Annotated in this window: 16 protein-coding genes; 6 read left to right on the top strand and 10 right to left on the bottom strand. The window is 67.2% G+C overall.

Annotated features, from left to right (window positions below; genetic code table 11):
• Window positions 1–37 precede the first annotated feature (37 nt).
• Entirely contained in the window at window positions 38–1,009 is a 972-nt protein-coding gene (locus F3087_RS10215; protein WP_223884968.1) for a transcriptional regulator, read from the bottom strand.
• Between the two features lie 540 nt (window positions 1,010–1,549).
• Between F3087_RS10215 and F3087_RS10220 the strand changes: the two genes are divergently transcribed.
• Window positions 1,550–3,097 carry an acyl-CoA carboxylase subunit beta gene (locus F3087_RS10220; protein ID WP_150401584.1) on the top strand — a complete coding sequence of 516 codons (1,548 nt, stop codon included), beginning with the start codon at window positions 1,550–1,552 and terminating at the stop codon, window positions 3,095–3,097.
• 206 nt (window positions 3,098–3,303) lie between these two features.
• On the opposite strand, the gene F3087_RS10225 is transcribed toward F3087_RS10220, so the two are convergent.
• The 6 genes from F3087_RS10225 to F3087_RS10250 all read right to left on the bottom strand — a co-directional run bounded on the left by F3087_RS10225 (window position 3,304) and on the right by F3087_RS10250 (window position 10,013).
• Window positions 3,304–3,888, bottom strand: coding sequence for an Rv1733c family protein (locus F3087_RS10225; protein WP_150401585.1), 585 nt, complete (start codon window positions 3,886–3,888; stop codon window positions 3,304–3,306).
• Window positions 3,885–4,529, bottom strand: coding sequence for a TetR/AcrR family transcriptional regulator (locus F3087_RS10230; RefSeq protein WP_150401586.1), 645 nt, complete (start codon window positions 4,527–4,529; stop codon window positions 3,885–3,887). The genes F3087_RS10225 and F3087_RS10230 overlap by 4 nt, the downstream gene beginning before the upstream one ends.
• A 172-nt stretch (window positions 4,530–4,701) precedes the next feature.
• Window positions 4,702–5,649: a helix-turn-helix domain-containing protein gene (locus F3087_RS10235; RefSeq protein ID WP_150401587.1), complete on the bottom strand. Its 948-nt coding sequence runs from the start codon at window positions 5,647–5,649 to the stop codon at window positions 4,702–4,704.
• A 167-nt stretch (window positions 5,650–5,816) separates the two neighbouring features.
• Window positions 5,817–6,884: a fused (3R)-hydroxyacyl-ACP dehydratase subunits HadA/HadB gene (locus F3087_RS10240; protein ID WP_150401588.1), complete on the bottom strand. Its 1,068-nt coding sequence runs from the start codon at window positions 6,882–6,884 to the stop codon at window positions 5,817–5,819.
• Between the two features lie 213 nt (window positions 6,885–7,097).
• Window positions 7,098–8,540: a lipase family protein gene (locus tag F3087_RS10245; RefSeq protein ID WP_150401589.1), complete on the bottom strand. Its 1,443-nt coding sequence runs from the start codon at window positions 8,538–8,540 to the stop codon at window positions 7,098–7,100.
• 228 nt (window positions 8,541–8,768) lie between these two features.
• Window positions 8,769–10,013: a lipase family protein gene (locus F3087_RS10250; RefSeq protein ID WP_396897543.1), complete on the bottom strand. Its 1,245-nt coding sequence runs from the start codon at window positions 10,011–10,013 to the stop codon at window positions 8,769–8,771.
• 279 nt (window positions 10,014–10,292) lie between these two features.
• Between F3087_RS10250 and F3087_RS10255 the strand changes: the two genes are divergently transcribed.
• On the top strand, window positions 10,293–10,535 hold the full coding sequence (locus F3087_RS10255) for a hypothetical protein (protein WP_150401590.1): 243 nt from the start codon (window positions 10,293–10,295) through the stop codon (window positions 10,533–10,535).
• Window positions 10,536–10,635: 100 nt separating this feature from the next.
• Here F3087_RS10255 and F3087_RS10260 read toward each other — a convergent pair whose 3' ends face one another.
• Complete coding sequence (locus F3087_RS10260) at window positions 10,636–11,763, bottom strand: lipase family protein (RefSeq protein WP_223884969.1); 1,128 nt, start codon at window positions 11,761–11,763, stop codon at window positions 10,636–10,638.
• A 209-nt stretch (window positions 11,764–11,972) separates the two neighbouring features.
• On the opposite strand from F3087_RS10260, the gene F3087_RS10265 reads away from it, so the two are divergent.
• The 4 genes from F3087_RS10265 (at window position 11,973) to F3087_RS46515 (ending at window position 14,084) form a co-directional block, all read left to right on the top strand.
• Complete coding sequence (locus F3087_RS10265; protein ID WP_223884970.1) at window positions 11,973–12,500, top strand: DUF2599 domain-containing protein; 528 nt, start codon at window positions 11,973–11,975, stop codon at window positions 12,498–12,500.
• 34 nt (window positions 12,501–12,534) lie between these two features.
• Window positions 12,535–13,230: an SDR family oxidoreductase gene (locus tag F3087_RS10270; protein ID WP_150401591.1), complete on the top strand. Its 696-nt coding sequence runs from the start codon at window positions 12,535–12,537 to the stop codon at window positions 13,228–13,230.
• 51 nt (window positions 13,231–13,281) lie between these two features.
• Window positions 13,282–13,560, top strand: a complete 279-nt coding sequence (locus F3087_RS10275; RefSeq protein WP_223884971.1) for a putative quinol monooxygenase — start codon at window positions 13,282–13,284, stop codon at window positions 13,558–13,560.
• Window positions 13,561–13,856: 296 nt separating this feature from the next.
• Window positions 13,857–14,084, top strand: a complete 228-nt coding sequence (locus tag F3087_RS46515; RefSeq protein ID WP_223884972.1) for a hypothetical protein — start codon at window positions 13,857–13,859, stop codon at window positions 14,082–14,084.
• 817 nt (window positions 14,085–14,901) lie between these two features.
• Here F3087_RS46515 and F3087_RS10285 read toward each other — a convergent pair.
• Both F3087_RS10285 and F3087_RS10290 read right to left on the bottom strand, forming a co-directional pair.
• Window positions 14,902–15,795: a helix-turn-helix domain-containing protein gene (locus tag F3087_RS10285; RefSeq protein ID WP_150401594.1), complete on the bottom strand. Its 894-nt coding sequence runs from the start codon at window positions 15,793–15,795 to the stop codon at window positions 14,902–14,904.
• Window positions 15,796–15,884: 89 nt separating this feature from the next.
• Window positions 15,885–16,106, bottom strand: coding sequence for a DUF397 domain-containing protein (locus tag F3087_RS10290; RefSeq protein WP_150401595.1), 222 nt, complete (start codon window positions 16,104–16,106; stop codon window positions 15,885–15,887).
• Window positions 16,107–16,317: the final 211 nt, after the last annotated feature.

The raw sequence follows: 16,317 nt of genomic DNA on the forward strand, positions 1-16,317 counted from the left end.
GGGCAGCGCGGCGAAATTCGACACTAAGCCGGAAAGATCAAGCGGAACGTCCGATTTCGTGATCATTGGTCGAGGTGACGACGGGTATCCGGACTTGCTGGGCCGGATCACAATCGGTCGCCTCCTGCGGGTCGGCCACCCGGTACAGGCCGGGCGCCCGGCCCGCGGCGCGGATGCGGTCGAGCAGGTCGTGGGTGCGCGCGGCCAGTTCGGGGATGCGCGCGGTGGGGCCGGCGGCCACCACGGCGGTCAGCGGCACCTCGGCGGCCTCGGTCAGCACGGTCAGGACGTCGGCGGTCATCGATGGCGCACCGACCCGCGCGGGACGGATATCGGCCGGCACCAGCACCGTGCCGCCCGCCGCGGACAGCAGCGACAATGCGCGCGAGCCGAGCGGATCGGCCAGTGCGGCTTGCACTCTGCGCAACTTGCGCCTGGCCGCGGCGGTGCCGGCACCGGGTCTTCGTTCGTCGGGGTGGGCCGGAATGCTCAGCGCCACCACCTGATACGCGGGGGCGACGGCGATCCCGGTCTGGTGCACCAACTCCCCGACCGCGTGCCCGCCGAGCAGCGCGGACACCATCGTCTGCGCCGCGGTCTGGTGTTCCCTTGCGACCAAACGATGTTCGTCGACGTAGGCGGTCGAGGCGGTGACCGTCACCATTTCCAGCACCCGCAGAATCAGCTGCGCGCCGGCTACTCCGTCGTCGTCATCGGTATGTGCCGCAACGAATTCCAGGCCCGAGCGGAGTTCGTCGTGATAGGCGGCCAGGACGGTTTCCAGCGCGACTCCCTCGCGCGCCCAGCGCATTGCGGCGCCGGCGATTTCGGTCGGCTCGGCTACCCGCCGCGCGGTACGCGGCGCGAGCGACTTCACCGCCGCCGCCATGCAATCCCGCGTGGTCGTGGCGACCTCGCCGGACAGCTCACCGCCCGCTCGGGGCGTCAGGTAGTCGAGCAGTTTCGACGCCAGACTCTCGGAACTCGAACCAACCCGCATAGCCGTCATGACTATCGAAGGTTAGCGACGGATCGTGATCGAATCGGGATACGCCCTCGAAATCAGGTAAGTCATCAGTCGGTACGTCACTCGTTGGGCGAAATCACAAGCACCGGAGTGAGTTTCGTCATGTCAACTGTGCTGGACGCCAAGAATTCCGGCATCCGTACCGTACGCTACGCACGACGACTTTTGCTTCGATGCGAACACTGGACCCCCGAAATAATGTGTGACGCAGCGCCGACCGCGCATTCCGGCGCTGCGTCGAGGTCACCTTAACGCCATCTTCCGGCCGCCGGACAGACATCTCGGCGATCCTCGGGCGCGGTCATCGGCGCGCCGCGCATCGACTGGTAAGTTGCACAAACACCGCGCTCCTTCGCAGGCCGCGTGGGTCTCGCATGGACCACTGACGCCACGGCCAAACCTGTGAGCTCGCCCATGGGATGTGACGAACAACTGTGCAGTAGCTCTCACCAGGGATACCATCGAGCGCTGCGCCCCCGTACGGCGACGCTGCAGAGTTTTCGAAGGGCAATGACACACCACATGAGCGGTACGCGAGAGAAGCTGGAAGAGCTGCGGGGAATCCTGGAGCTTGCTGAGGAACCCGCCGGCGAAACCGGCATCGCGAAGCGCAAAGCCAAGGGAATACCGAGCGCCCGGCAGCGGGTGCGCGCGCTGCTCGATCCGGGCAGCTTCGTCGAGATCGGCGCGCTGATGCGCCAGTCGGCGCAGCCGGGCGCCATGTACGGCGACGGCGTGGTCACCGGCCGCGGCCGCATCGACAACCGGCCCGTCGTGGTGATCGCGCACGACCAGACCGTGCACGGCGGTTCGGTCGGCGAGATGTTCGGCCGCAAGGTCGCCGCCGCGATGGAGTTCGCCTACGAGAACGCCTGCCCGGTGGTCGCGATCAACGACTCCGGCGGCGCCCGCATCCAGGACGCGGTGACCTCGCTGGCCTGGTACGCGCTGATGTGCCGGCGGCAGGGCGACATGTCCGGGTATGTGCCGCAGGTGGCCGTCATGCTCGGCAAGTGCGCGGCCGGTTCGGTGTACGGGCCGGTCAACATGGACGTCTTGGTCGCCACGGACAAGTCGTACATGTTCGTCACCGGGCCGGAGGTCACCAAGGAGGTGACCGGCGCCGACGTGAGCGCGGAGGAACTCGGCGGCGCCGCGCCGCTGACCCGCAACGGCACGGTCCACCACGTCGCGCCCGACGAGCAGGCCGCGTTCGACTGGGTGCGTAACTACCTGAGCTACCTGCCGTCCAGCTGCCTGGAGCAGCCCCCGGTGGTGAATCCCGGCCTGGAGCCGGAGGTGACCAGCCATGACCTCGAACTGAATTCGATCATCCCGGATTCGGACAAGGTCGGCTACGACATGCACGAGATCCTGATCCGGATCTTCGACGACGGCGACTTCCACGAGTTGGGCGCGGGTACCGCGCAGAACCTGATCACCGGTTTCGCCCGGGTCGACGGCCGCAGCGTCGGCGTGGTCGCCAACCAGCCGCAGGCGCTCGGCGGCGCGCTGGATGCGCAGGCCTCGGACAAGGCGACGCATTTCATCCGGCTCTGCGACGCGTACGGGCTGCCGATCATCTTCGTGGTCGACACCCCGGGCGTGCTGCCGGGCATCGAGGAGGAACGCAACGGCGTGATCAAGCGCGGCGGGCGGTTCTTCCGCGCGGTGATCGAGGCGACCGTGCCGATCGTGACGGTCGTGACCCGCAAGGCCTACGGCGGCGGCTACGCGGTGATGGGCTGCAAGCAGCTCGGCGCCGACATCAGCCTGGCCTGGCCGACCGCCCGGATCGCGGTGATGGGCGCGGAGAGCATGGTCGGCATCGTCGGGCGCAGGCAGCTCAAGGCGGCCCCGGTCGACCAGCGGGCCACGGTGCGGCAGCAGATGATCGACTTCTACAACGCCACCATGGCCACCCCGTGGATCGCCGCCGAGCGCGGCTACATCGACGCGGTCATCGAGCCGTCGCAGACGCGGCTGGAGATCCGCAAGGCGCTGCGGTTGCTGCGCGAGAAGGACACGGTCAAGCCGAATCCGCGCAAGCACAGCCTGCTGCCGGTCTGACCGCGAGTACCCGGTTGTGTTGGGTCACAACGCAACCGGGTATCAATTCGTGGAGTTTCCGGCGATCACGTTCGCGCCGAACGGCTTCGGGCGCGATGACCTAACGTCGAGGACGTGCCCGGCCGTCGTTCGCCGCGACTCGGGCACGCGACGTGCCCGCCGAGCCTGAACCCTACCCTCGTCCGGCGGGCACGCCGCACTCTCGGTCAGCTGTGGCTGCCCCAGCGCAGATCCGCTGTGGCCCATTCCATTTCCCACATCCGCAGGCGCCGGCGGTCCAGGCTGCGCCGCAGCGCGAAGTAGCAGCCCGCCACCACGATCGTCGCGCCGAGCAGCGCGCCGCCGGTGAGCAACACCGCCTTGCTGAGCGCCTGGGTGCCCGACGGCGGCTCGACGATCTTGTCCGCGCCGTTCAGCCAGATGGTCACCGACTGCCCCGGCTGCACGAGGGTGGTCGATTGATAGTCCTCGGTGTGCACGACGCCGTCGGCGTCCTTCCACTGCACCTTGGCCGGCATGATCGGCGCGTACAGCGGCGCCTTTCCGGTCTCGGTCACCGTCGCGTCGACCTGATGCAGCTGCGCCGTCTTGGCTTGCACCACAGCGGTTTCCGTGTGATACACACTGACGCCCACGGTCAGCACCAGCACCGGAACGACGATCAGGAACACCAGCGCCAGCGTCGCGGCGACCATGGTCTGCACGCGATCTTCTCTGCGGCGCATCGGGTTTCGATCCAGCCCGACGCGGCGGCACGTCCTGCGATACATATTCACCGACCCTGTGGTCATGACGGTGACTCCTCGGTCCGGAATTCGGTGGTGAGTGCGACGAGAGTGGCGAAATAGTCCTCGATGAGATCGGGCAGGGCGCTCGGATCGTCGCCGGCGGCCCAGGTTTGCAACGCCGAGATGAGCAGGCCGGCCCCGGCGGCCACCGCGGTGGCCGGGCGCACGTCCCGTTCCGGGTCGACGTCGAGCCGGGCGGCGATGATCCGCACCGATTCTCGCTGACCTTCGATGCGAATGCGCTGATATCCGGCGAACAGATCGGGTTCGTCTTCGAAGCGCTGGAACAGCGTCCACCGCCGGGCCAGCAACGCGGCGCGTTCGCCGCCGTATTCGACGGCGAACCAGTCGTGTACGGCGTTGCGGTAGGCGAGCAGCGGCGATTCGTGCAGGGGGCGGCGGCAGAGCGCCTCGTTGAACAGGTGAACGTCTTGGTCGACATCGCCGAGGATGGCTTCGGCGATGGAGGTGAAGTGGCGACTGAAGGTGCGCCGGGTGACACCGGCCCGCACCGCGATGTCCTCGACGGCGACCGCGCCGAGCCCCCGCTCGGTGAGCAGGTCGAAGGCCGCGCGCGACAACGCTTCCCGGCTGCGCCTGGTCCGCAGCCGACGGCCATCGAGATCGACACCATCGTCGCTCATGTCTTCAGCTTACCACCTTATTGTCCCAATGGGACAATACTTCGGGCCCAGGGTCGGCTCGTTTCGGGTCGCTCAACGGGGCGGGCTGGTTCCTGCTGAGCGCGCTACGAACTTCGCTTGGTTATCAAATGCCCAATCCGGCCGAGCCGAATCATCAAGGCGGGCGGTGCGGTCAGGCCCGGCGAATGCTGGACGGCTGATCGAGGATCCGCGGCTGGCGGCGGCGCAGCGCCTGCAACAGCGAGATGGTGTACTCCGGCGGCGCGGCGTGCACCGAAAGCTGGTTCGCCACGGCGCGATACGCGTCCAGGTCGCCCTGCTTGTCCAGGTACAGCGCGCTGGTGAGCTGCTGTAGGTAGACGATGTCGGGCAGGTCGACCTCGGCGAAGCGCAGGATGGTGAACGCGCCGTCAGCCAGCGCGGGCCCGCCGACGTGATCGGCCAGCACCTGGACGATGACGTTGTTCTTGGCCACGACCCGCAACAGGTGGTCGATCTGGTCGTTCCACACGGTGGAGCCGCCGATCGGCCGCGACAGCGCCGCCTCCTCGACGACCACCCACAGCTGCGGCGGATTCGGGCGGTCGAGCATCTCCTGACGACGCATCCGCAGCGCGACCCGCCGCTCGATGGCGGGCTGCGGCTCGCCCGAATGGGCCAGCGACAGCAGCGCGCGGGCGTACTCCGGGGTTTGCAACAGCTCCGGCACTGCCCTCGGCTCGTAGGCGCGGACCAGCGTCGCCGCCTGTTCCAGGCCGAGATAGGTGTCGTACCACTTGGGCAGCCAGTCGTTGTCGCGATGCCACCAGCCCGAGGCATTACCCTGCCGGGCCAGTTCGAGGTATTCCTCGCGTTCGGTCGGATCGGTCACCTGGTAGAGATCGAGCAGATCGACCAGGTCGCGCACCCGGAAGCCGGTGCGGCCGAGTTCCAGCCTGCTGATCTTGGAGTCCGAGCCGCGAATGGCCTCGCCCGCATCCTCACGCGTCATCCCGCAGCCTTCACGGAGTCTGCGCAGCCTGCTGCCGAGCATCATCCGCAGCACGGTCGGTCCGCCCGCCGGCGTCACCCCGCCGAGCGGCGAGGAATCAGCCGGTTTTCGCACCTCCGAAGGACGCATTCCTAGAGTCTGCCATGCCGGAGTTACTTGTTTCTACTGACGAAAGACCCTGTGCCGGTGCCGGACCGCGAGTCCACTGGCCGCCCAGAACGCAAAATCCCGGGCCGCGGCGGCCGCCGCGAACGGCGCGCGGACCGAGATCGGCGCAACTACTCAGCGCGGCGCGCTCAGCGCAGCGCGATATCCGCCGTCGCGCGCCCGAACAGCTTGCGGCCGTCACAGGTCGCGGTGAGCGAGATGGTCGCCGTGCGCCGCTCCGGATCGAGCGATTTCACCTTGCCGCGGAACTCGATCTCGCTCGCCTTGGTCGCCGCGACCGGCGCGAACCCGGCGAACCGCACGCCGTAGTCGGTCACAGCGGCCGGATCGCCCAGCCACGAGGTCAGATAACCCGCGCCGAGGCCCATGGTGAGCAGCCCGTGCGAGACGACATCGGGCAGCCCGGCGCTGCGCGCGACTACGTCACTGAAGTGGATCGGGTTCGAATCACCGGACACGCCAGCATAATTCACCAGATCGCCGCGCGAGAGCGGCATCGAGCGCACCGGCAGTTCCAGGCCGACGGACAGGTCGTCGAAGCTGGGGATGGTGCGCGGCGTGCGCTGCCGATCGAGCGGGTCGGCCTGCGCGGGCTCGTCGAAGCACTCGACCACGCCGGCCTCCGCGCCGAGCGCGGCCCGCTGCGCCGCGGCATCGTGGCGGTCGACGCCGGACTGGCCGGTCATGATCACGCCGTCGACCGCGGTCACCAGCTCCGCGGCGATTTCCACGCCGGTCTGCGCGACGGCGGTGGAGGTCGCGGTCTGCAGCAATTCCTTGTGCTGGTTGGTGAGCACGTTCTTGGTCACCATGAAGTCTTTGTCGCCGAACTGCCGGAACGACTCGATGTAGGAGACGCAGTGCAGCTGATCGCCGGCCAGCACCGGGCGGTGCACCTGGATCGACTGCTCGGTCTGCAACACCTGGCCGATGTCGTAGGCGGTGAGCACCGACTCGAACATGTTGCGCTGCATCAGCATCAGCACGATCGAGGTGAAGGTCAGCGGCGCGACCAAGCCGTCGTAGCCCAGCTCGGCGGCGGCGTCCTCGTGCCAGTGCGCCGGATGCTTGTCGTGCACGGCGCGGGCGAACTCGCGGATCTTCTCCCGGCCTACCTCGTAGTGCTCGGTCATCCGGTAATGCCGTCCCACCAGGGCCAGTGCCTGTTCGGACGCGGTGGTCGTGATGTCGTTCATGTGCCTCTTTCGCGAATCCTGGCGTCGAGCTCGCCCGGACCGGCCCACAATACCGAAACGCGACAGGGTCGCATCGCAGGGGCAGCCGGCCCGGACTCGGCCCAGCCGACATCGGGTGCAGGGGTTCGTCCGTGGTAGATCGCGGCAAACGCGGGAAACGCTAACACCGATTACACAGTGGCCTTGACGACGCACCGGACAAGGGGCAAATCATCAGCACTCATTCGGTGCTGGCACACCCTGCAAGCGCTGATCCAACCAGAGCATTGCTTCTGGATATCCAAGAGCAGCCGCGATGACGTGCTCCCCCAGCACGCTCCGATAGACCGACGGCACGCCGAGGCGGCATTGCTCGAGATAGAGATTGCGGGCCCCTTCGGCCGGGATCCAGAATTCCTGCTCGCCGTTATAGATATAGAGCGGCGTACCGGATTTCAGATCCGCCATTTTGGTCACCCGGTAAATATCGTCGGCGACCTCGGAATGCAGCGGATTCGGAATGTTCGCGGCGATATCGATCGGCAGCATGAGCACGCCGATCAGCCCGTAGGTGCTGCCGCAGAAGTTCTTCGCGGGCGAGGTGACCACCCACTGCGCCAGATTGTTCATCCTGGCCAGGATCTCGGGGCGCTCCCGGCCGATGCCGAACACCGCCGCCATGAACACCGCCGAGGCCAGGTTGCCGTTCATGCTCCGGGACAGGATCTCGTAGTCCGCCGGCACGCCGCCCAGCGCGGCGCCGACGATCACGTCCGCCAATTCCGGTGCGTACCCGTCGATCAGCTTCACCGCGCCGTGCGTGGCGATCGCGCCGCCGGAATATCCGGTCATGCCGAATTTGCTCGCACCGAACTCATCCGGCAGCAGACCGCGCACGGCACGGATCGAATCCAGCACCGCGTGGCCCGCGACGACCGGCTCGGCGTAGGCCATCCACGGCCCCTCGTGGTCCGGGATGAGCACCGCGTATCCGCGCAGCGCGGCGACATAGGTGGTGGGCGGGATGAAGTCGGTGGCGCTGGTGTCGGGGTTGAGGCCGTGCGAGAGCGTGTATCCCGGCGTGCAGCTACGGCCCAGCGCATCGATCGGCAGGTTGTTCACCACGACCGGACGCGGGCCAGGGCCTGGCCAAGCCGCGGCCGGAACCACCAACGTGGCGGTCGCGAAGGAGGGTGCGCCGTGTGCGTCGGTGGTGCGGTACTTCAACAATTGCGCGCGCTGGATCGGCAGCAGCATGAGCGGCGCGGTGGTCGCGGTGACGTCACGTGACTCGATGACCTGCCCCGCGGCGTACCCCGCGAGATCGAACGGCCAGGCATCGAAGATCGGATCACCGACGTTGCCCGGCAACGACGCATCGCGCAGCGCGACCAGCGGCGGCGACAGACTGGTTGCCTCCCACACCGGCGGGCCCGGTTCCGGCGCCTGCCCGATCGGCGGCGGCGGAATCACCTGATCGATCAGGTTCTGCACGCCGGGCAGCAGCGAGCCGCCGTCCGGCGGTGGCGGGAGCAGGCCGGGAAACTGTGGCAGCGGGGGCAATTCCGGGAGGGCCGGCCAGCCGGGTGGCGCGGGCAACGGCTCGGCGGCCGCCTGCCCGGTCACTGTCGGGCAGACGATCAGCAGTGCCACGGCAATGGCAGGCAAGCATCTCATGGCACACGCCTTCGGGTGCGGACGTCGGGTTCACCTGGCGGCCAGGGAGTTGCGGCTTCCGCCCCCGAAAAATGCCCCCTGGTTGTACCAGACAGTCAGGCTAACCCGCCGTGCGCGCAACACCGCGCTGAAACGACCGAGTTGTGTGTGACACGTGGCCGAACCGCAACAACCGAGCCGAATGTCGCTGATCACGAATCACTTCGGCGCGGTGTGCGGGTCGAGCGTTCAGCAGTTGCTGGGTGCCGGTTCTCCTCTGAAACGAGCGTCGAGCCAGTTCAACGCATCCGGGATGCCGAGCACCGCCGCGGTCAGGTGATCGGGTACCGGAATCTGCTCGGTCTGCACCTTTGCACCGGCTGCACACCAGCGCTTGTCGGTGTTCACCACGGCGTCTACCGGGATCAATCCGTCGATCGGCGAATGCCATTCGAAGACCGGCGTTTTCGGCACGCCGTCGTAGAGCTCGAGGCTGTTCTCCTCCACCACGCGGCGCGCGGTGCTGTCGTTGATCATCGAGGTCGTCTTCGCGAAATCGAGCGCGCCGTGCCCGGCGCCCGCGGAGAGGATGTCGTTGGTGCAGCTGTTGGCCATCTTCGCGCGCGCCGCGAGGCCGCGATCGTTCAGCTGCTCGCTGAGCGGAAAGCGGTCGGGGTACTCCCGTTCCAGGCCGAGGCCGGCCGCCAGCGCGAGCCCGAACACCGGGTGCGAGCTGAGGCCGAGCGACTCCAGCATCTTCACCAGGTTCATCGGCACGCCGCCCATGGCCGCGCCCGAGATGTTCAGTTCGGGCGCGTACTTCGGTGCGAGCGCGGCCGCCCACGCGGTGGCCATGCCGCCGCCGGAGTAGCCGACCATCGCCACCGGACTCTTCTGCACCTCCAGCTCGGCCACTCGCTGCACCGCGCGGATGCCGTCGAGGGTGATCTGGCCGCCCAGTTTCGCGGCGCCGTAGGCGAAGTTCGGTCCGAGATGATCGGGCAGCGCGACCGTCCAGCCGCGTTGCAGGAGCACATTCCAGCCCGGCGCCTCGCGCACGACCAGGTTCGGATCGTCGGTGTAGAGGACCTTGGAGACCGAGCATTCGGCGCCGAGTCCGTTGATGATGTGCTGAAACGACAGCAGCGGGCCGTCTTTGGCGTGCGTGCGCGGGGTGAGCACCGTGGTGGTCGCCGCGATCGGCTTGTCTTCCGAGCTGGTGGAGCGGAAGCGGACGACGGTGACCGTGGTGTCCGGGAAGATCGGCAGCGGCGGCATCACCCGGGTCGCCAGCACATCGCCGGGCTGCTTGTCCGCGATGTCGGCCGGAGTCGCGTAGAAGGGATCGGGGTCCGGTGCGGGATAGAGGGGCGCGCTGTGCGCGGGTCCGGCCATGGTGGCGACGAGCGCGAGCCCGGCCGCCATGGCGCCGACCGCGCGGATCACTCGTGTGCGGGTCGCTCCCCTGCCCATCGAACGTAGGGCCTGACTCATCGATAGGTGCCTCTCGAATGGTCCAACGTTGTGAGTCATCCTCGACAATTTCGGCACCGAGCGGCAGATAGGGCGGAGATCGTGTTGAGATCTCACAAGTTTGGAGCGACCAGTCTGTGACGGTTATGCGCATTCGCTCGTGACACTGCCCGACCGCCGCGACGCCGTCCTGTGACATGTCCAGCCAACAAGACGGAACATGTTCTCGTCCATGCTGCGGCTCTACCTTTCAGCAGTACCGGCGCGGCTGCCGCGCCCGGCTCGGAAGGAGACGGTGGCATGGATGGCACTGCGCGCAAACTCGCATACCGCGAAGACATCGACGAGATTCCGACGCGGCGGGTCACCGTCTACTTCGACGGCCCGACCCCCGACGACGCGATGATCCTCGAGTACGCGGCCAGCAGCACGGAGGCGTGGGAGTTCACCTCCGCCGCGGTGCACGCCGGGCTCACCGTCACGGTGGACGGCAGGCTGCGCCCGGGATTGCGCCGGCTCCCCTGCCGATCGCTCTGGCACTGACCGGATTTCGGCGCGCCCGCCCGGAAGTCGCCGATTCCCGGCACATTCCGCACATCGGCAGGCAGTGCGAGTTGGCACCGACCGCAATTCCGGCGACCGCTCAGGCGGGCGCCAGAACTCGATGCAGGAAGGCTACGGCATCCGGCAACGCCGCCCGCGCGGCACCGAGGTGATCGCCCGGGTAGAGATGGGTTTCGAGATCGGTGCCGGACAGGCGCAGCTCGGCAAGGAGTTTCGCCGTCAGCGGCGGCGGGACCTCCATATCGGTCAGACCTTGACCGATGAACAGTGGAATCGTGTAGCCGGCGGTGGGAATTCGCATCATCGTCCGGGCCGCTGCCCACAGCGCCGGATCGTCGAGCGGCTTGGCCAGCATGTCGCCGATCGCCACGTCGGCCAGGCGGGCGTTGGCCTCGGTGATGCATTCCGTCTCTACTACTCGCAGCGCTTCCTGACCGGCCGGGGTCAGGTAGCTGTCCACGTCGAGTTCCGGTGCGCTGGCCCGCAGTCCGGCCAGCAGCATGGCGACGTAGGCGGGGGTCTTCTCCAGCGGCAGGCGCGGAATCCACGGTCCGGCAAGCGGAATCAGCAGCTCCAAGTTCGACGGCGGACCGGTGGCGGCCGCGCCGCGCAGCTGGAGTTCCGGCGCGTCGGCCGGACCGAGAGAGGCGGTGAACAGGGCGGCCTGCGCGCCTTGCGACTGGCCGAGCACGGCCCACTCGGTGCCCAGCGTCGGCGCGACCGCCCGTGCGGCCCGGACGCCGTCGATCACGCTGCGGGCCTGCGAGGGACCGTCGAGATAGGGATGCGTGCCCGGCGTGCCGAGCCCGACATAGTCCGAGATCACCACCGCGTACCCCGCGCGCAGCAGCTCCGGGTACAGCGAATCCAGATAGTAGACGCGAGGTTCCAAGGTGAACGCGCACTGATCGGCGATGCCGGTGGTGCCGTGCGCGTAGGCGACGATCGGCCACCCGCCCGGCGGCGGCGGACCCGGCGGCACGTAGACGACGCCGGTGCTCTGCATCGGCCCGCGCGGCCCGCGCGACCAATAGGTCAGCCGCTGCGCCGTCTCCGCGCCGTCGACCCGGAATCGCCCGGTCAGTTCCACCTGATCGGTCACCGTCCCCGGCGTCTCGCCGCCGCTTGCCGCCGCCTGTGGCGCCAACGCGACTCCCACCGAGATCACGACCCCAGCCGCCCCCGCCATGATCCGTGCACACATCATCGAACGACTATCCCCACCGCGACTCCGCGGGGCAAGCCACCACAATCAGTGGCCTATGCGGGGACTGCGCGCCGGTTGCCCGCCCGTCGCCGGGAGTTGTCCGGGCTCGACACCGGGCCGGAAACTGTCGTAGGTACCGGCCGGTCGCTAGGCTCGAAGGGCAGGGCCGGGTTCAGCCACGGCCCGTGCCCGATGGGAAAGGAGCCGGAGTGCGGCACCAGAACCGGCCGTCTCGCCTGCCGCGGCGGACCGACGTCGTATTCCACGCCCGAACGACCGTACTGCTGTGCGCCGCACTGCTGCCGACTGCGGTGGCCTGTGGCGCGAACGATTCCGCCGCTGTATCCCCGGTCACGACAACGGTTTCCGCGACACCGCCGCCGACCTCCGCGAAGCCGGCCGCCACCCCCACCGTCGATCCCTATGCGGGGCTACCGCTCATCGATCACACCGACTGGACCGAGGCCATCGACGGCACGCGGCTCCTTGTCTATCCCACTGTCGCCGGTCGCCGCACCACCACCCCCGGGACCGACGAACGCGCGTGGCAGGAGGTGCTCGGCCGAGCACCCGACGCGAACACGCCCGGCATGCGCGACCAGTTCATCTGCCACTGGGTCTGGGCCCGGCTGGTAGAACCGGACAAGCCGAGTTGGAATCTGGAACCCTGGCGCCCGGCGGTCGGCTACCAGGCCACCGTCGACGCGCGCTGCAACCCGGGTGGCCCCGAACGCTGAACCCGGACCACCCCCGATCGAAAGGACCGACCCCATGCGCATTCTCATCGCAGGCGGACACGGCAAGATCGCTCTGCTGCTCGCCGAGGCCCTCACCCGGCGCGGCGACCAGGTGGTATCGCTCATCCGCAACCCGGACCACGCCGCCGAGGTGACCGCGACCGGCGCCGAGCCCGTGCTGCTCGACCTGGAACAGGCCGGCCCGGAGGACCTGCTCGCCACCGTAGCCGGTTCGGACGCAGTGGTTTTCGCGGCGGGCGCGGGACCGGGCAGCAGTGCCGAACGGAAGTACACTGTCGACCGGGACGGCTCCGTCCGGCTGGCCGACACCGCCGAACGGGCGGGCGTACGGCGTTTCGTGCAGATCTCCACGATGGGCGCCGGTCAACCTCCCGCACCCGGGAGCGACGACATCTGGGCCGCCTATATAGACGCCAAGACGCAGGCCGAAGTCGATCTGCGCGAGCGTGCGCTGGATTGGACGATCCTGCGGCCCGGCCGGCTGGTCGATTCCACGGGGACCGGCCTGGTCACGCTGGCCGCGCCGCCGGTCGGGCGCGGCGATGTCCCGAGGGCCGATGTCGCCGCCGTCATCGCCGAACTACTGCCCGCGACCCACACCGCCGGCACGACACTCGAACTCATCGCCGGCGACACGTCGATCGACCGGGCCGTCGCGACACTTGCCGACCGGGCAACTTCGGCCGATGCCGCCCCCCTTGCCGATTGACGTTCACCTTCTCGTTAGGAGTGAGCAACCTTGTTCAGCCGCATCGTATCCATGAAGATCCGGGAGGGATCGCGCGCCGACTTCCTCGACGCCATCTCGCGCAGCGCCGTGTCCGCACTGCGGGACGAACCGGGTTGCCTGCGTTTCGATGTCTGCGCCGATCGCCTCGACCCCCATCGATTCTTCCTCTACCAGCTATATACCGATGACGAGGCAGCCGAGGCGCATCGCTTCACCGACCATTTCCTGGCGATGCGGGCGGCCGCTGACCGATATGTCGAACCGGGTACCCAGATTCACTACAGCACAGACGTTCTTTTTGTGAACTGATCGTCTTATTGGTACACGGTGTCAGCAAACAATCAGACGCCGAATCCCGCACGTGCGCTTGCAAATCGATCGTGCAGATGTACTTGCATCTGAAAGGTGCAGCGACCTAAACTCAGTCGCGCAACGCTTTACAGGGGACAACCAGGGGAGGCCGGATGGTCGAGCCGAAGGCCGCAGTCGCCGTGGGTCCGCCGCCGCCAAACGTCAGGGGCGTTCGAATGAACCAACCACTTTCCGGCGCTCGGCTCGGAATAGCCGCCGCCGCACTGGTCGACAAACCAGCGAACGGTACAAAAATGAGCACACCGTCGGCCCGTAGCGGCCAAAGGAACACCGCGTACTCGCGGGAAACCGCCGTCGCGTTCGTCATCGATGCCGTCGAGTCCAAGGGTGCGGCCACCCGGCACGATTTCGATATCGATCGGATCGTGACCACGGCGCACGATGTGGTCGACGACTGGGACTTCCATACGATGCAGCCGTCGACATTCTGGCGGATAGCCTCCAGCTTCATCAGGCAGTGAGACTTCCGGGCATCCCGATGTCCGATGAAGGCCGAATTGCCTTGTGCCGCAAGCGCTGAGCCAACTAGCTCCACTGGCGATGATCTACCCTCCGGCGCAGGGTTTGCGGCACAAGGCACTGAGGCGCCGAATCGGATCGAGGTGCCCGTCGGCGCACGTGCTACCTGGTGACGTCCCCGCGTTGAAGTGCACTGCGCCCGCAGCGAATCCGGCTGCGGCGGCGTCGAGTTGCGCGATGCGTGGAGCGGAACACCCTGCGCTGTCAGGGAATTGCACCGTGGCTGTGTCGGATCGGACCATGCCGGTGCCGAATCTTCTTGCGCGCGTGCCGAGTTGTCGGGCGTCGAGTTGTCGCGTACCGAATCGCACAGCGCCGGTACCGAATTGCAGTGCGCCTGAGCCGAACCGGCACAGCCCGCCGACTGCCTGCCCCGTGCCGAATCCCGGCGTCCGGCACTCCGCACCGTTCGCCATGACGCCCGATCACTCCATGTCATCGGTGCGGCATCGCACTGGTCTCCCCCACCGATTCGCTCTGTGTCGCATGCGCTTATCCACCGAGCGGGTAGTAGAGACAGCGGGCGTGGGGGCGCATTCCTGGTAGCTGATCGTGCACTGGATCGTTCAGCACGCGACGTGTCACGTGACATCCCCGGCGGGTAGGTAAGCTGCGCAGATTCGCGCACAGAAACCGGGCCCTCTCGAACCTCGCGGCACCGAACAGCACTCGCCCCAGGCCACCACGGCCGGCTTCGTGACGCGTGGCGTTCTGGTTTATGCGTAGTGCCGGGTTCCCCCATGATCCCCTCTCGGGCGATCAGTAACCGTAGCCCTCGGCATACTTCCCGAGGATCTCTATCGACTTCTCCGGCCGCTCGGCCTGCACGCTCAGTCGATCCATCACCGACAGATACAGCGCGAGGTCTTGCCGCCGATCCAAATACAGTGCGCTGGTGAGATGTTCGAGGTAAACGATGTCCGGCAGTTCGGACTCGGCGAAACGGAGGATGCTGAACGAGCTGCCCGCGGCGGCATGTTCACCCGCCGAGTACGGCAACACCTGAACGGTGACGTTCGGCATCTCGGCGAGCTTGATCAGGTGCTCCATCTGCTCGCGGTGCACCCGGGGTCCGCCGACCGGCCGATGCAGCGCGGCCTCATCGATCACCGCCCACACAACCGGCGGATCCGATCGATGCAGGATCTCTTGCCTGCGCTGTCGTACCTGGACCCGCCGATCGGTGTCGGCATCCTCATACCCGAGTGCCACTACCGCCCTGGCATATTCGGGTGTCTGCAGTAGTCCGGGAACAAGATGCGCTTCGTACGTGCGGATCTTGCTCGCTGCCTGTTCGAGACCTAGGTAGGTGCCGAACCACTGTGGCAGCAGATCGCTGTAGCGATGCCACCATCCGGGTTCGTTTGCCTGCCTGGCCAGATCGAGGAACCGCTCCCGCTCGTCGATGTCGTCGACACCGTATAGCGACAGCAAGTCCCGGATATCGCGTTCCTTGAAACCGGTGCGGCCCAACTCGAGACGACTGATCTTGGCGTGCGAGCCACGGATAGCGTCGCCCGCTGCCTCGCGGGTGATTCCTCTGGCCTCTCGCAGCCTGCGCAACTGGCCACCCAGTGCGATACGAAGCACTGTCGGACCACGTTCCGCGACAACGGGATGCACCTGACCATCGTCGTCGGGTTCAGCGATCATTGAGTTCGTCTCCGATACTCGGGGGTTGCCCACAGTGTGTCACAACCACCTGTCGCGAAACACACCGCACCGATCGCTTATGTTACCGCTCAACTCGTCAGATAGTCGAACTCCCCGGCCTTCGCGCCGCGCACGAACGCATCGATTTCCGGGCGGGTGTAGAAGAGCACCCCGCCTTCGGGATCGCGGGAGTTCCGCATGGCTACCTGGCCATTGGTCGCCTCGGCGACCTCGACGCAGTTCCCGCTCGGGTTGCTGTACGTGCTCTTGCGCCATGAGCCAGTGACTTTGTTGGTGGATGTTTCCGACATGTTCCCCACTCCTCGGTTGTGCCAACTGTGGCCAATCAGTTCGTGCAGATGCACGCTCAAACGTTCTTGCATTTGCACCAACAGTTTGGACGATAGCACGAAGTTCGCCACTGCGCGCCTACTAATTCGGACCACTCGGTCCGAGATCTGAGACACCGACGTTTCGGCCAACGAACCGACTGGTCAGCAGGTGAACGAGAGCATCCTGGAG

The organism is Nocardia colli (assembly GCF_008704205.1).
In the GTDB taxonomy this organism is placed as follows: domain Bacteria; phylum Actinomycetota; class Actinomycetes; order Mycobacteriales; family Mycobacteriaceae; genus Nocardia; species Nocardia colli.

What these genes read in the sequence shown, in the direction of transcription:
- F3087_RS10230 (WP_150401586.1), bottom strand. Translation starts at nt 4,529, where the DNA reads ATGAGCGACGATGGTGTCGATCTCGATGGCCGTCGGCTGCGGACCAGG.
- F3087_RS10270 (WP_150401591.1), top strand. Translation starts at nt 12,535, where the DNA reads ATGCGCATTCTCATCGCAGGCGGACACGGCAAGATCGCTCTGCTGCTC.
- F3087_RS10260 (WP_223884969.1), bottom strand. Translation starts at nt 11,763, where the DNA reads ATGATGTGTGCACGGATCATGGCGGGGGCGGCTGGGGTCGTGATCTCG.
- F3087_RS10285 (WP_150401594.1), bottom strand. Translation starts at nt 15,795, where the DNA reads ATGATCGCTGAACCCGACGACGATGGTCAGGTGCATCCCGTTGTCGCG.
- F3087_RS10235 (WP_150401587.1), bottom strand. Translation starts at nt 5,649, where the DNA reads ATGCGTCCTTCGGAGGTGCGAAAACCGGCTGATTCCTCGCCGCTCGGC.
- F3087_RS10255 (WP_150401590.1), top strand. Translation starts at nt 10,293, where the DNA reads ATGGATGGCACTGCGCGCAAACTCGCATACCGCGAAGACATCGACGAG.
- F3087_RS10215 (WP_223884968.1), bottom strand. Translation starts at nt 1,009, where the DNA reads ATGACGGCTATGCGGGTTGGTTCGAGTTCCGAGAGTCTGGCGTCGAAA.
- F3087_RS46515 (WP_223884972.1), top strand. Translation starts at nt 13,857, where the DNA reads ATGAGCACACCGTCGGCCCGTAGCGGCCAAAGGAACACCGCGTACTCG.
- F3087_RS10225 (WP_150401585.1), bottom strand. Translation starts at nt 3,888, where the DNA reads ATGACCACAGGGTCGGTGAATATGTATCGCAGGACGTGCCGCCGCGTC.
- F3087_RS10220 (WP_150401584.1), top strand. Translation starts at nt 1,550, where the DNA reads ATGAGCGGTACGCGAGAGAAGCTGGAAGAGCTGCGGGGAATCCTGGAG.
- F3087_RS10250 (WP_396897543.1), bottom strand. Translation starts at nt 10,013, where the DNA reads ATGAGTCAGGCCCTACGTTCGATGGGCAGGGGAGCGACCCGCACACGA.
- F3087_RS10275 (WP_223884971.1), top strand. Translation starts at nt 13,282, where the DNA reads ATGAAGATCCGGGAGGGATCGCGCGCCGACTTCCTCGACGCCATCTCG.
- F3087_RS10240 (WP_150401588.1), bottom strand. Translation starts at nt 6,884, where the DNA reads ATGAACGACATCACGACCACCGCGTCCGAACAGGCACTGGCCCTGGTG.
- F3087_RS10245 (WP_150401589.1), bottom strand. Translation starts at nt 8,540, where the DNA reads ATGAGATGCTTGCCTGCCATTGCCGTGGCACTGCTGATCGTCTGCCCG.
- F3087_RS10290 (WP_150401595.1), bottom strand. Translation starts at nt 16,106, where the DNA reads ATGTCGGAAACATCCACCAACAAAGTCACTGGCTCATGGCGCAAGAGC.